The 14,379-nt window shown below is 42.2% G+C and carries 14 protein-coding genes; 5 read left to right on the plus strand and 9 right to left on the minus strand.

Features of this window, described 5'->3' with window-relative positions; translation table 11 throughout:
• The first annotated feature begins 162 nt into the window (after window positions 1–162).
• Window positions 163–750: a DUF1997 domain-containing protein gene (locus ACM5QX_RS16180; RefSeq protein ID WP_011318123.1), complete on the plus strand. Its 588-nt coding sequence runs from the start codon at window positions 163–165 to the stop codon at window positions 748–750.
• Between the two features lie 78 nt (window positions 751–828).
• Here the strand turns inward: ACM5QX_RS16180 and ACM5QX_RS16185 are convergent, their stop codons facing one another.
• The 4 genes from ACM5QX_RS16185 to ACM5QX_RS16200 all read right to left on the minus strand — a co-directional run bounded on the left by ACM5QX_RS16185 (window position 829) and on the right by ACM5QX_RS16200 (window position 7,521).
• Complete coding sequence (locus ACM5QX_RS16185; protein WP_414754436.1) at window positions 829–1,506, minus strand: ribonuclease HII; 678 nt, start codon at window positions 1,504–1,506, stop codon at window positions 829–831.
• A gap of 266 nt (window positions 1,507–1,772) precedes the next feature.
• Entirely contained in the window at window positions 1,773–3,836 is a 2,064-nt protein-coding gene (locus ACM5QX_RS16190; RefSeq protein ID WP_414754437.1) for an Rne/Rng family ribonuclease, read from the minus strand.
• A gap of 556 nt (window positions 3,837–4,392) precedes the next feature.
• Entirely contained in the window at window positions 4,393–7,032 is a 2,640-nt protein-coding gene (locus ACM5QX_RS16195) for a TIGR03960 family B12-binding radical SAM protein (RefSeq protein WP_414754438.1), read from the minus strand.
• Between the two features lie 150 nt (window positions 7,033–7,182).
• On the minus strand, window positions 7,183–7,521 hold the full coding sequence (locus ACM5QX_RS16200) for an STAS domain-containing protein (RefSeq protein ID WP_011318119.1): 339 nt from the start codon (window positions 7,519–7,521) through the stop codon (window positions 7,183–7,185).
• A 473-nt stretch (window positions 7,522–7,994) separates the two neighbouring features.
• Here ACM5QX_RS16200 and ACM5QX_RS16205 point away from each other — a divergent pair, with 473 nt between their 5' ends.
• Both ACM5QX_RS16205 and ACM5QX_RS16210 read left to right on the plus strand, forming a co-directional pair.
• Window positions 7,995–8,201: a hypothetical protein gene (locus ACM5QX_RS16205; RefSeq protein ID WP_190566912.1), complete on the plus strand. Its 207-nt coding sequence runs from the start codon at window positions 7,995–7,997 to the stop codon at window positions 8,199–8,201.
• Between the two features lie 217 nt (window positions 8,202–8,418).
• A complete protein-coding gene (locus tag ACM5QX_RS16210; RefSeq protein ID WP_414754439.1) occupies window positions 8,419–9,591 on the plus strand; it encodes a pyridoxal phosphate-dependent aminotransferase in 1,173 nt (390 codons plus the stop codon).
• Between the two features lie 29 nt (window positions 9,592–9,620).
• Here the strand turns inward: ACM5QX_RS16210 and ACM5QX_RS16215 are convergent, their stop codons facing one another.
• Window positions 9,621–9,983 carry a hypothetical protein gene (locus tag ACM5QX_RS16215; RefSeq protein WP_185478737.1) on the minus strand — a complete coding sequence of 121 codons (363 nt, stop codon included), beginning with the start codon at window positions 9,981–9,983 and terminating at the stop codon, window positions 9,621–9,623.
• 266 nt (window positions 9,984–10,249) lie between these two features.
• Here ACM5QX_RS16215 and clpS point away from each other — a divergent pair, with 266 nt between their 5' ends.
• Both clpS and ACM5QX_RS16225 read left to right on the plus strand, forming a co-directional pair.
• Window positions 10,250–10,531 (plus strand): ATP-dependent Clp protease adapter ClpS, encoded by a 282-nt coding sequence (clpS, locus tag ACM5QX_RS16220; protein ID WP_011318115.1) that lies wholly within the window; start codon window positions 10,250–10,252, stop codon window positions 10,529–10,531.
• A gap of 119 nt (window positions 10,532–10,650) precedes the next feature.
• Complete coding sequence (locus ACM5QX_RS16225) at window positions 10,651–11,481, plus strand: lysostaphin resistance A-like protein (RefSeq protein ID WP_414754440.1); 831 nt, start codon at window positions 10,651–10,653, stop codon at window positions 11,479–11,481.
• A 131-nt stretch (window positions 11,482–11,612) separates the two neighbouring features.
• Here the strand turns inward: ACM5QX_RS16225 and mdh are convergent, their stop codons facing one another.
• The 4 genes from mdh to ACM5QX_RS16245 all read right to left on the minus strand — a co-directional run bounded on the left by mdh (window position 11,613) and on the right by ACM5QX_RS16245 (window position 14,376).
• Entirely contained in the window at window positions 11,613–12,587 is a 975-nt protein-coding gene (gene mdh / locus ACM5QX_RS16230; RefSeq protein WP_414754441.1) for a malate dehydrogenase, read from the minus strand.
• A gap of 157 nt (window positions 12,588–12,744) precedes the next feature.
• Window positions 12,745–12,957, minus strand: a complete 213-nt coding sequence (locus ACM5QX_RS16235) for an NAD(P)H-quinone oxidoreductase subunit O (RefSeq protein ID WP_414754442.1) — start codon at window positions 12,955–12,957, stop codon at window positions 12,745–12,747.
• Window positions 12,958–13,089: 132 nt separating this feature from the next.
• On the minus strand, window positions 13,090–13,923 hold the full coding sequence (locus ACM5QX_RS16240) for a DNA-formamidopyrimidine glycosylase (RefSeq protein ID WP_414754443.1): 834 nt from the start codon (window positions 13,921–13,923) through the stop codon (window positions 13,090–13,092).
• A 237-nt stretch (window positions 13,924–14,160) separates the two neighbouring features.
• Window positions 14,161–14,376 carry a photosystem I reaction center subunit IV gene (locus tag ACM5QX_RS16245; RefSeq protein ID WP_011318110.1) on the minus strand — a complete coding sequence of 72 codons (216 nt, stop codon included), beginning with the start codon at window positions 14,374–14,376 and terminating at the stop codon, window positions 14,161–14,163.
• Window positions 14,377–14,379: the final 3 nt, after the last annotated feature.

Genomic DNA, 14,379 nt, shown 5'->3' on the forward strand with positions numbered 1-14,379 from the left:
GAATTCTTTTCATTTAGGCATTCTAACCATAGAAAAGAATTATACCTAAATATAATTTAGCTTATCAGCTACTTTAATTGAACACTTTTTTCTATAATAAAATCTATTGAGTCATAAACTAATTAATAGTAGAAATATTAAAACAATTACTTCCCGTAACTCATGGCTACCAAGTTCACTGCCTCACAATCGGTAGAAATTGCTGTACCACAGCAGCCTATTCCTATTCAGCACTACTTGCGTCAGCCCCAACGTCTAGTTAATGCTTTGGTAGATCAAAGGCGTATTCAGCAACTTTCTGAGGAAGTGTTTCGGCTGAAAATGCGCCCTTTAAATTTCATGTCCTTGAGTATTCAACCTACTGTAGACATGAGAGTTTGGGCAGAATCGAACGGAACAATTTACCTGCGATCAGTAGGTTGCGAAATTCTTGGTTTTGAGTACATTAACCAGCGTTTCTCTCTCAATCTAAGAGGGTATTTGTCGCCATATCAATTAAATACTGCTACTCGCCTAGAAGGTAGGGCTGATTTACAAGTGCAGGTGGATTTACCACCTCCTTTTTCTCTAACACCCAAGTCAATTTTAGAGACTACTGGTAATGGTTTGCTCAAAAGTGTCTTATTAACCGTAAAGCAAAGATTGTTGCATCAACTATTAGTGGACTATCGTCAATGGGTCATTTCCCAAACCCAAGAACAAGCTTTAGCTAATAATGATCCTCAATTGCCAATTTTCAATATAGAGTAGTGTGTCAGTTGTCTGTAGCAGAAAACAACTGCTACTTCTTCTCTGTTGAAAGGAAAGAACGGTTTAATTACCAATTAACTAGTCAAGTGATATTTGACAAGGGCGGAACGACTGACGATGTAAGGGTGAAGCCCCGTGTTTTTCCAGGGCTAACAAATGCTTTTTGCTACCATATCCCTTGTTACTCTTTAAGTCATACATTGGATATTTAGTTGCTAGACGCTGTATCAAATCGTCACGCCAGACTTTAGCCATGATGCTGGCGGCGGCAATATGGAGCGATCGCTCATCTCCCTTAACAATAGTTTGTTGTAAAATTGGCAAGTCTTGTACTGGTTGATTTCCATCCACCAAACAGAGTATGGGCTGTAATTTTAGCTTTTTTACAGACCGTCTCATTGCTAACAGTGTTGCCTGCAAAATATTAATTCGGTCAATTTCAGCCGTTGTTGCATAACCGATTCTCCAGTCTATAGCTAGCGTAGAAATTTGCTGCGCTAGCTGAACTCTGCGAGAATGAGATAGTTTCTTGCTATCTTTAATCTCAGCTGTCATCAGCTGAGGAAAAGAGCTAGCTGGTAGTATAACAGATGCTGCCACTACAGGCCCAAAGAGAGCGCCCCGACCTACTTCATCGACTCCTGCCACCAGGCCTGAAATATTCGACCAATCAGGGGAGGACTCCAGCCAACCAGTTGCATTTAGGGATATTGGCAACTTTAGATTATCAGTAGTTTGCGCCTTCTTCAGCATCATCAAAGCTTACACCAATGCAAAATATCTAACGGTTAGGCTTGTGTCTTCCCATGAAAACAAACTCAAAAACACACTAGGAGTAATCCCTTAGAGAACTCAAAGAATAATAGCGCGTCTACTGTCATCTAGTGCATGAATATCTTTCATGATCTCCGTCTGCTCTGTACCTCTGTAGTTGATTAATGCACTATGGATAGACGCGCTAATATGCAAAAAATGTCTGAAATTCTAGTTTAAATCTGTGGCTCTGCTTTGCAGAATTGGTCTTAACTATCCTCTCCCGTATCTGAGTCGGAAGCGGAAGAACGACGACGACGGCGACGGTTAGCAGTGCTAGCAGCATTCACTTCAGATTCTTCCGTCGTTTCTGTCAACTTTATTGGTTCAGTTGCCGTTACCGACACAGACTTAGATTCCAGCTTTACTTTTGGTGTACTTACTTCAACACTTGGTGTTGTCTTAGCCACCGGCTCCGGAGTTATTTCAGTCGGTATAGTTGGTGTTTGTCCCGGTTGGACAATGTTAATAATGACGGATTTAGGATTTTTCACCTCCTGCTCTAATTTAATTAGCGGAGAAATTCCCATAAGAGCAAAAATATCTTGTTCTTCTGGAGTCATTTCTACAGTCTTAATCTCCGGTGGTTCCACCACTGGCTTAACTGGCTCTGTTTTAATAACCTTAGTCCTTTCTGCTCTTTCAATCCAGCCAGATTTTCCCAGGTTGGGTGTGGGTAACTCTGGTGGAGCGCTTAATTCAACATCTCCATCAAGGTCTAAATCTGACTCATTGATAAAAGCTAGTGGGTTGGCAGTAATTCTTTGTTCATCTTTGCCATTTGTACCATTGATGCCAATCCGACTGCGACGGGTACGGGCGCGACGTTTATTGTTATCGTTCAGTTCTTGATAGCTAGGATGATTAATTAAATTTAAAGCACCCAAGTCAGAGTCGTTTTCAAATGTTTCACCAAATCCATCGTAGGTTTCTCGTGGTTCGCTGATGCGTGCAGTTGGTAAACGAGGCTCTCGTGTAGGCAGAGATACAAAACGTTCTGGAATTTCTGCTGCTGGAGTAGGTAAGCGGTTCTCCGTTTCTCCGGGTAAGCGGACTGTATGTCCTAAACCACCGCAGGCTGGGCAAGTGTCACCAAACAATTCATAAATATTTTGCCCTTGCCGTTTGCGAGTCAGTTCTACTAAACCTAGCTCTGTAAGTTGAGCAATTTGCGGACGAGCTTTATCTGCGCGGAGGGCTTTATTAAAGTGTTCGAGAACTTGTAACTGGTCACGGCGTGATTCCATGTCAATAAAATCAACGACGATTACCCCAGCGATATTTCGCAGACGTAGCTGGCGAGCAATTTCTGTTGCTGCTTCACAGTTGGTCCACAAAACTGTTTCTCTGGCTGTGGCCGATCGCGTGAAGGAACCTGAGTTGACATCTATGACAGTTAATGCTTCTGTTGGCTCAATAATGATATAACCGCCAGAAGGTAAGTCTACTCTTGGTTTGAGCGCTTCTCTAATTGCGGCATTGATCCGGAAATATTCTAAAATGGGGGAGCGATCGCGGTGATGGTCAATCAACAATCCTTGTGGTGTCTGACCGCCACTCCAGTTCTGCAAATACTGTTTGACTCGCTTCAAACCAGTACTGGAATCGACGACAATCCGATTTACATCCGCACCATACATATCACGTAATACGCGCTGGATAAAATCATCGTCCCGATTCAGGAGTGCTGGCGCACGAGTTGACTGTGCCTCTTGTTGAATGGCTTCCCATTGCTTTTGCAGTACTTCCAAATCTTCGATGATTGCTTCTTCTGGCTTGCCTTCTGCTTCTGTACGCACCAGTAGACCCATGCCAGCAGGTTTAATTAAAATTGCTAATGCTCGTAAACGGTTACGTTCACTTTCACTCTTAATCCGCCTCGATAAATTTACACCCCTACCATAGGGCATCAGTACCACATAACGTCCGGGTAAAGTGATATTACCTGTGAGCCTTGGGCCTTTTGTTCCCGTTGGCTCTTTCATTACCTGCACCAAAACTTTTTGTTGTGGTGCTAATAATTCCGTAATTGCTGCTGCTGTTCGCTTGAGTCGTAAAGGGCCTAAATCCGTTACATGAATAAAACCATTACGTTCTGGATCTCCGATGTTGACAAAAGCTGCATCAATACCTGGTAATACATTTTCTACTACACCTAAGTAGATATCACCGATTTGATGATGGCCTGTGGCTACAACGAGTTCTTGTATTTGGTCTTCCGAAAATACAGCAGCGATTTGATGCTGCTCCGCGATAATAATTTGTTTTGGCATTCAATTTCCTCAAAAATCGGCAGCGTCAACAGGCTTGGAGGTTTGTTATCCCTCTCGCCCCTGCCAGCCTCCAAAGACACTGCTGGTAATAAAAATTGTGAAGTTGAGCTTCAAAATAAAAAGCTATTGACTGGGGAATTGCGTCGATACGCCTGATTATTCCAGAACGGCTGCATATTGTCTAAGCAAATAAATCAACCGTCCGTGGTTGATTTCTGATGTGATACCTTCACCATCTAGGGATTAGGCATTCAGCAGTTGTTTTAAAAGCATGGTGGTAGAGAAGCTGATGGAGCTTGCTGTTAATCACTAGTTCACACGATAGCCATAAAGAGAGTGTTCTTTAATCTGCCTTAGTTTCTCTGGGATAAAATCCTAGAATTTGCACTCTAATACCTTTAATTTCGCTCCCTGATGATCAGGGTAATAGTGAACTAGCTTCTTCTATGCAGCGCCAGAAAATTTCTCTTCACCCCATTCTAACGCAACCTTGCTAAAAATCAATTCCCACGATGTACCACAATAGAGTAACTACTAGCAAGTTACCCTTCAGAGATTATACCGCTAAAATTAGCTGATTGCGATGGATGTGCAGAAGATGAAATTCTTCTTTACCCGCTACTACTTCTAGCATAGATAGGGCTTGTTCGGGACGCAACAGTACACCATCGGGGCGACAGCTACCTATATAACGCAAAACGGCTGTAGGTTCAGTTTCGCTTTCGTGGGTTTTAACTAATTCCAACTCAAACAAACGTGAGCGCAGATTTACTAAATGGCTTTTCCCAGATTTGGTTGTCTGTTCGGACAGGATTTCGTCTTTTGCCAAAATCATATCGATCCAGTTTTGCCATTGTGTAGCATTTACCTTCCTTGAGGCTGCCACCGTAATTACATATTCTGCCCTATCTAATACTTGGTTAGCGGCTGGGGATTTTAAATCTATCTGTTCCACACGATAGATTGGTATATCTGGTGGCAGTTCATCAACTAGTTTCTGCACAAAAGCATCTGCTTCTATTAACTGAGTTAATTCAAAATCCACAATTTCACCACTGCTAGTAGCTCCCAAGGCTAAAGCACTAGCTGCAACAATCCGGGGATTGGGATGAAATCCTCCAGTATAAGTAACTGGTAAACTGGCTCTTCTGACTACTCGATCTAATAGACGCATTAGATCCAAATGGCTGACTAAAGCCATGTCGCCTTGTTTACCGAACCAAACTCGTAGTCGTTGGGACTTGGTGGTATTGGGAACAAACTCACCGGCAAATTCGGGAATTGGCGGCGGCTCGATGACGATGTTGTGGCCAAAGTCAGTGCCGCAAACACCACAGTGAGAACAACCTTCAAATGAGCAGTCTGGAACAATGGCAGCTTCTAAAGCGCGTTTTAAGTCCTCTTGCAACCACTTTTTGTCGATTCCTGTATCTATATGATCCCAGGGGAGGGGAGAGTCTAGGGAGTGCTGAGTGAGATTTGATTTTCCCTCTTCTTCCTGTACTTCTTCACCTTCCAAAGCGTCTGCATAAAACAGATTCCACTCACCATTTTCTACTAGGCGGTATTTCCAATCTAGACCAGCTTGAGCGATCGCACTTTCCCAGGCTGCAAAAGCTTTATCTAGACCCTCATACCAGGAATCCATGCCTGCACCTAATTCCCAAGCCCTACGCACTACTTTACCTAAGGAGCGATCGCCTCTACCGATAAAGTCCTCCATTGCTGAGATGCGGACATCGGTGAAGTTTACTTTTACTCCTCGTAGCTGGCGGAATGCTTGCCGCAACAGGCCTTGCTTGCGTTTAAATTCCGCAGTCGCCACAGAGTGCCACTGAAATGGTGTATGGGGTTTGGGTGTGAAATTAGAAATTGTAATGTTGAAGTTGAGGGGTCTTCTGCCTCTTTCCCTACATTCTCGCTGTAGCCAACTTACCGTTTCTGCAATCCCGAAAACATCCGCATCTGTTTCTCCCGGTAAGCCAATCATAAAATACAACTTGATTTTATCCCAGCCTTGTTCCCAGGCTGTTTTTACACCTCTTAGTAATTCTTCGTTGGTTAAACCCTTATTGATGATATCCCGCATTCTTTGGGTTCCGGCTTCTGGGGCAAAGGTCAGTCCGCCTTGCCGTGTACCGCCCAGGATGTTGGCAATGTTTTCATCAAATCTATCTACTCGTTGACTGGGGAGAGACAAGGAAATATTTTCATTTCTTAACCGATTTTTAATTTCCATCCCTACGGCTGGTAGGGACAAATAATCGGAACAACTCAGGGACAACAAAGAAAATTCATTATAACCAGTTGCCCGCATCCCCTGCTCTATTGCGTCCACTACTTTTTCTGGTTCTACATCCCTAGCTGGTCGGGTGAGCATTCCCGGTTGACAAAAGCGACAGCCACGAGTGCATCCACGGCGAATCTCTATTGTCAAGCGATCATGTACAGTTTCTACGTATGGTACTAGCCCAATAGAATAAGCGGGTATGGGAGTAGCCACCCGCCGCAAAATTCGTTTTGGTACATCTGGACGTAGAGGCTGAACTGACCCCATGTCCGTCATCTGGTAAAACTGCGGCACGTACACGCCTGGTATTTGCGCCAAATCGAGGAGGAGATTATCTCGACTCAATCCTGCTTTTTTACCTTCTTCTAATACCAAACCAATTTCGCTTAGGAGTTCTTCCCCATCTCCTAATGCGAAAAAGTCGAAGAAGTCGGCGTATGGTTCCGGGTTTGATGTTGCTGTTTGTCCACCAGCAAAAATCAGGGGGTAATTGCTTTGTGAGCGTTCTTGCCAAGTGAGAGGAATCCCTGCCAAGTCCAACATTTCCAAAATGTTGGTGGCTCCTAATTCATAACTAAGACTAAAACCTAAAATATCAAATTCACTTAGCGATCGCTTGGACTCGACAGCAAATAAGGGTGTCTTTGTAGCCCTGAGTTTTGCTGCTAAGTCTGTCCCTGGGAGGTAAGCGCGATCGCATAATTGTCTTGGTTGGGCATTCAAGATGTTATACAGAATGATATGCCCTAAGTTGGATGCTCCGACCTCATAGACTTCCGGGTAGGTTAACACCCAGCGTATGACGGCGGTATTCCAAGGTTTGTGTACTGCCAGACGTTCGTTACCCAAGTAACGCGCTGGTTTTAAGATATCCGGTGTGATTAAACTTTCAAATGCGACAGCCACTGTGCTAACTTCGAGCTACTTTGATTACAGCTACTCACCTCCAACATTAGCATTGATTAGCTCTTTCAACAGGTTTTGGGGTAGCAACTTAGAACTCCTTTACACTAAGCGCTGCTCAACCAGTTTATTTGTTAATATTTATGGACTGTTTTAATATAATTGACCGACTACCAACTCTGCTTCGTGTTCAAAGATTTCAAAAATTTCGTTGAGTTGGGTTAACTCAAAAATAATCCTGGTTGCTGGGGAAACAGAGTAAAGCTGAAAACCCTTACCCAGGTTTTGAGCTATTTTCAGTGCAGATACTAAAGCCATCAGTCCAGAACTGTCTAAGGATTCTACATCTGCTAAATCCACCCACAAGCTTGAGATATCCTCCTTTGCCAGCGTTTTGGTTAAGTCTTGTTCAAATTCCAAAGCATTAGTCGCATTCAGGCAGCCATAAGGACGGATTACCTGAATTTTCGGACACTTCAGTACTGCTTGCATATTAAATCCTAATTAGAGTTACTGAATTGTGGAGCTTGAATTTATTTGAACATAAACTTTTTGCCTTGGCATCGACCATACGTTCTAAGTCTCTTTGCTGAATCTTTATGTTTGTTGCGGGTCTGTTTAAAGATTGTCATAACTTACTAGGGAAATGTGTTCATATATACTTTTTTTTCCTTGAGGTTCTAAAAAAATCAACAGTGGTAGAGATACCCAACCAAAGCAATCACTAAAAATTGTGCTACGAAGCTTGACTTATTCGTAAACACTACCGATTGAGCCATATTTTGAGCAGCGATTTAAATGGTGAAATCGTTGTAAATTTTCATTTCAAATCGTGAGTTAAATCAGGAAGTATCTACTGAGTTTAATTGTGATCTAAATCACTTAAATAGCCATGACTGGATCACATTTTATACTTAACTCTATCTTGGATAATTTAGTATCACTGAAAGTGGGTTCATACACCTATGAAAACTAGATATGCAATTCGGCAGTTGGTAGAAAAAGCACTGGATATTAAAAAGTTAACTCCAGAAATAGAAAACGAGATTAATTTTGAGTTGACTGCAATGGGTCACATCTCGGACGTTGACTACGAAGCCCTAGAATTATTGATGGCAGAGATGGATGCTGGTCGTGTTCAGTTAGTTCCTAGTCTAGGGTTAGGATATTGAATCTGCTTATCACCTTAGTATTTTTCTCTGAGAAAAATTAATTCTACAATAATTAGTAACACTAAGCTAGAAAAATTTACATAGTTGGTAACAACAAAAGTCGCCATCACAGTCAAAGTGTAAGAGCTAATAAGCAAAGGGTTGCCGTGATTTAGTTACCTCGTGTGGCGTAAACTGTGCTAAAGAGCATCCACTTTTGCATTAGTTACAAGTTGCCATGCAGTTTGCTAAACGTTTAGAAAAAATTCCTCCTTATTTGTTTGCTGAAATTAACCGTAAACGGGAAGCACTGATTGCCCAAGGAGTTGACATCATTAATATAGGAGTCGGTGATCCTGATAAGCCAACTCCTGCTCATATTCTCCAGGCGATGCGTGAGGCAATTGATGACGCTTCTAACCATAATTATCCACCTTACGAAGGCACACAAGAGTTTAGAGAAGCAGCCGTAAAGTGGATGGAACGTCGATTTGGGGTAGTGGATTTAAATCCCAACACGGAAGTTGTTTCTTCTATTGGTTCCAAAGAGGCTATACATAATACTTTTTTAGCTTTTGTGGAAGCAGGAGATTACACATTGATACCAGATCCTGGTTATCCTGTGTATCGAACCTCCACAATTTTTGCTGGAGGCGAACCTTTCACGATGCCTCTGAAAGCAGAAAACAAATTTTTACCAGATTTAGATTTAATTCCTGAGGAAGTTGCTCGTAAAGCCAAAATGTTGTGGATTAATTATCCCAATAATCCCACTGGATCAATAGCAACACTGGAGTTTTTTGAAGAATTAGTAGCTTTTTGTCAGCAGTACAATATTTTGTTGTGCCATGATCATGCTTATTCAGAAATGGCGTACGATGGCTACAAACCACCGAGTGTCCTGCAAATTCCAAGTGCGAAGGACATTGCCATTGAGTTTCACAGTCTATCGAAGTCATACAATATGACAGGCTGGAGGATTGGATTTGCGGTTGGTAATGCCTATGCTATTAAGGGCTTGAGTCAGGTAAAAACGAATGTTGACTCTGGAGTATTTAAAGCAATTCAAAAAGCAGCGATCGCAGCTTACAACACTGATGAAGTAGAACTACAAGCTGTGATGTCAGTTTACCAAAATCGCCGTGACATCATTGTTAAGGGATTGCAATCATTAGGATGGCCTATCGAACCACCGAAAGCTACTCTTTATGTTTGGGTTCCTGTACCGCCTGGACATAGTTCCACTGAATTTACTACTTTGCTGCTCGATAAATGTGGTATCGTCGTTCCCCCAGGGGTTGGCTATGGCGTGTCAGGTGAAGGTTATTTTAGAATTGCCCTCACCATCTGTGAGGAACGTTTGCATGAAGCTATTCAACGGATGCAGGATGCGGGAATTCGATATTCTTAGTTAATGGTCTTGAGTTTTTCCTCGGCTCTCTATTCTCCATTCCTTACTTCCTCCTGATACGCTTGCCAAAGTTGTTGAATGAATTGATGGAGTTGCTGCTTGGCTACTAAGTCTGGTTCTAATTTTGGCTCTTTGAGTAACACTTGACTCAGGAGGGTAATAACTTCTGTATCTAGGGCGTGTCTAAATAGTTTGATAGGCCAAAGTAAGTCAGATCCATCTCGTAAATCAATTATTATTGGTAGTTCGGGAGTATAAGTTACTAGCAGTAGGGGACGAACCCAGCATAACTGGCGGGCAACTACAACTTGAATCACTTCTGCATACAGATTCCTCTCGCCATGCTCTAAAGACACAATTTGTCCTGGTTGAAAGTTGAGACTTATGTCCATAATCATTTAGGGCAATGGCAAGGATAAATTTGCAGGTTTCTTCTCCTTTTATTTTAAAAGTGAAAGTAGAATATTATGATGAAAATATGCTGTAAAACTATTGCAGTATGTCCAGTAATACTGTTTTGCCGAGACAAACTATTGGCAAGAAAGTCTTCCATGACATAAAATTCTCATGAAAATGCTATAAAATGAGTAAATGACCGTTAAGCGATCGCTGTACAGAAACTGTATTGTAGTAACTCCAAAAGGCAAGAGCAAAAGCTGTGTCAGTCGAAACCATTGAGAAGCGTTCCACATCCCGCAAGCTCGCGCCTCGGTATCGCGTTTTGCTCCATAACGATGACTACAACTCTATGGAGTATGTGGTGCAAGTACTAATCACCACCGTGCCGAGCCTAACCCAGCCTCAAGCTGTGAGTATTATGATGGAAGCCCATACTAACGGGCTAGCCTTAGTTATTACCTGCGCTCAAGAACACGCAGAATTTTACTGCGAAACCCTCAAAGATCACGGTCTTAGCAGTACCATAGAACCCGATGAATAGTCGGTAAATCTTCAATAGCAAGGTCTCGCTCCCACAACGAATATTGCCAACTACGAAGTACGGATTACCAATGATGATGTCATCAGTCATAATCTGGAGTGCTGACTGGTGAACCTTATATGAAAAACAGACTTGCTCTTTTAGCCCAGCGTCCAGCCCCAATTAGGCTGGGCTATTTTATTCTCGCTTTATTATTCTTATGGTTACCTTTGGCCGCACCAATTTACTTATTAGTGCATGATACTAATTTAGCAAGTATCTTGACAATGGTATTGTTGTATGCAGAGTTTATTTTTTTGCTGAGATTGTGGGGTATTAATGTCTATCAGCAACCGCAAATACTTCAGCATTATGGTTTAGAATTCACGCGGCGTAATGGTGTAGAAATGCTTTGTGGCTTGGGAATGGGGTTGATTAACATTCTGTTTTTATTCACCATTGAAGGTTTTTTGGGCTGGCTAAAATGGCAGCAACCAACAATTTTATTACTCAAGATAGTTTTAGAAGGGTTTTTCGTCGGTTTGGGTGTGGGATTTGCTGAAGAATTGTTATTTCGTGGATGGTTGCTGGATGAGTTGCAACGAGATTACAGTCCACCTTTGGCATTGTGGATAGATGCAGTTACATTTGCATCACTACATTTTATTAAACCACTAGAAGTCATTATTAATACACTACCGCAATTTCCAGCTTTGCTCTTGTTGGGGCTAACGCAGGTATGGGGTAAACGCTGGTGTAGGGGACGTTTGGGTTTACCAATTGGGTTACATGGTGGTTTAGTCTGGGGATACTACATCATCAATGTAGGAGGATTAATTCAATATTCAGGTCAAGTTCCTGACTGGGTAACTGGAGTGAATAACAATCCCCTACAAGGAATCATGGGAGTTGTGTTTATGGGTGTACTAGCATTGTGGATGCGAAACCAAAGCCTGAAAGTACTTCATTAATGATTACATTTTATAGAACAAGTAAAATACCAATATCTTTAAAAGGTATATCTCAGGTAAGATATTTTCAGTTCATCAGGAAGTATTAGTAATGAATATGCTCATCAAGTGACACTCAAAATTTATTGATATCAGCTATGCTGGGTAGAATGCCATCGCTCAATATTTTTCTGCACCGATTGAGCCGAAGTTTGTAAAGCTTCTCTTTCACTATCACTGAGATTTAATTCGATTACACTCTCAATTCCATTTAATCCCAGGCGACAAGGAACACCAATCACTACATCTTTTAAACCATATTCGCCTTGCAGATATACAGACACAGGTAACAGGCGCGACTGATTCAATAAAATCGATTCCACCATCAAACTTGTAGCTGATGCAGGTGCAAAAAATGCGCCACCAGTCTGCATCAGTTCCACAATTTCCGCACCACCATTACGGGTTCTCTCCACCAACCTTTCTATTGTGGCTGCATCTAACAATTCTGTAATCGGGATACCATTAACTGTGGCATGACGAGACAAGGGAACCATCAAATCCCCATGACTACCCAATACCATCGCTTTGACATCCGCAGGTAATACTCCTAATTCCAAGGCTATAAAAGTTTCAAATCTTGCCGAGTCTAACACCCCAGCCATACCCATGATGCGGTTACGGGGTAAACCTGTAGCTTCCCAAGCTAAATAGGTCATTACATCCAGAGGATTAGTGACTACGATAAAAATAGCACAGGGAGAGTAGGCGATCGCTTGTTTTGCTGCTTCCACAACAATTTTGGCGTTAGTTCTCAACAAATCATCCCGACTCATCCCTGGCTTACGGGGAAATCCGGCTGTGATGACAACGATTTGCGAACTAGAGGTATCAGCATAATTATTTGTGCCGATAATCTGACGATTATGCAATTCAATACCCCTAGCTTCTAATAAATCTAGTGCCAATCCTTGAGGCATACCCTCAACAATATCTAATAGCACCACATCTGCTAGATTTTTTTCAGCAATACGTTGAGCTAAAGTGCTACCAACCCTACCAGCACCAATAATGGCGACACGAGGTAGACGATGCAAAGTTGGGGGGGAGTTTGGAGAAGAAGACATAGTTCGAGTAGAATTGCATCCTTACACCACCCACATTAACAACTTAGATGAATTCGTAACTCGTAATTCGCAAATTGTAATTTGTCATGGAGTGAATTGGCTGGAAGCAAGGAAACTCAACATTAGTTAGCTAAAGTCTCTTCCCCTACTCCCCGCGTTAAAACGATTCAATTTGATCTAAACGTAACCAGATATTAGGCGTTGGTACTTGTCCAAACATTACCAGCGCGTAATCACCTTTGATATCTACGACTTCACCCTTAGTTTCAAACAAGTAAGCTGGAAAGCGAGTATCGCTGGCTTTCGCTTCTACACTATTTTCTAGTTTCTCGCGGATAGCGCGAACCATCTCGCCTTTTTTAACTGCCATAAATCCCCTCTATTTTTTTTTAATCGGCTCATAGAGGATTTTAGCTTGCAGCCGAGTACAAAAGTTCAATTTACCTGGGGTGCGACAGGTATCAATACTTTCAATGGAAACAATTATTTTTTCTCTACACCCCTAAACTTGACACTGGCGACAAAAATGGCTGGATCTTCCACCTAGCTTGATGCGCTGAATTACATCACCACAAACTTTACATGGTTCCCCTGCACGGTTATACACCCAGGCGACACCACCATAATTACCGTTGACCCCTTTAACGTTGAGAAAATTACTAAAAGTTGTACCACCAGCCTCAATACTGGTTTCCAAAACTTGAATAATTGCCGTCCTCAAAAGCTCAATTTGCTTTAACTGCACTTCTGTACATAGAGTCTCTGGTAACACACCACTTTTAAACAATGCTTCGTCAGCATAGATGTTACCTAATCCTGCAACAACCGACTGGTCTAATAGTGCTGTTTTTATGGGACGGCGACGATTATGCAGCTTATTAGCAAGGTACTCAACAGTAAATTCAGGTGAAAAGGGATCTACGGCAAGTTTAGCTAAACCAGTAATCACGCTTTCTACAGCTATTCCCGATGAAACCCACCACATTTGACCGAAAGTTCGTTGGTCAACAAAGCGTAATTCCTGTTGATCCTCGAAAAATATTCTTACCCGCGTGTGCTTATGTAAAGGCTCATCTTGGTTTAACCACAGTAATTGACCAGTCATCCTCAGATGCACACCTAGCCAAGCGGCGGAAGTAGTGGAAGCGAGGAGATATTTACCGCGACGATGCCAAGCACTAATGGAATCACCGGTAATTCCATTCAAAAAATCACCAACAGAAAAAGGGTGAGCGATGGTGCGATGAAGCAACACATCTCCACCCGTAATTTTTCGGTTTAGGGTTAGTTGGTTTAAACCCCGCCGTACTGTTTCAACTTCAGGCAATTCAGGCATTTAAGCTGATTGAGCAAGCTATGGGAATACTTTTTGGAAATCAAAAACGAGAAAGAATATAGACACTCTAAATCTTTGTTGCACTACTCAGGAGAATCCGTAAATATCCGCATGGCGGTTGGTATACGGTAGAGTAGGCTGATGTGAAGAATGAAAAATTATAATTTCATACTTCGTATCTATAATTTTACCCTTCTCCCATCATCCCATTAAATAATCCCTTTGAGGCTTGGCTGCTTATTTTTTAGCAGGCTTGGCTTTAGGTGCTTCCACCTCTATTAATTCATCTACCGCAAAGTTGTTGGTGTTGATGCCAGAGTAGTTGACCTTATCAAAGCGGACAATTACTGGGTATTTGATGCCACTTTGGTCAACAGAAGCTACAGTTCCGACATCTTGGAACCAGTAGGATTCTGGGCGGAGAATACGTACTTTAGAACCACGTTGAACCATGAG

It is taken from the genome of Anabaena sp. CCY 9910 (genome assembly GCF_963920875.1).
Classification (GTDB): domain Bacteria; phylum Cyanobacteriota; class Cyanobacteriia; order Cyanobacteriales; family Nostocaceae; genus Trichormus; species Trichormus variabilis.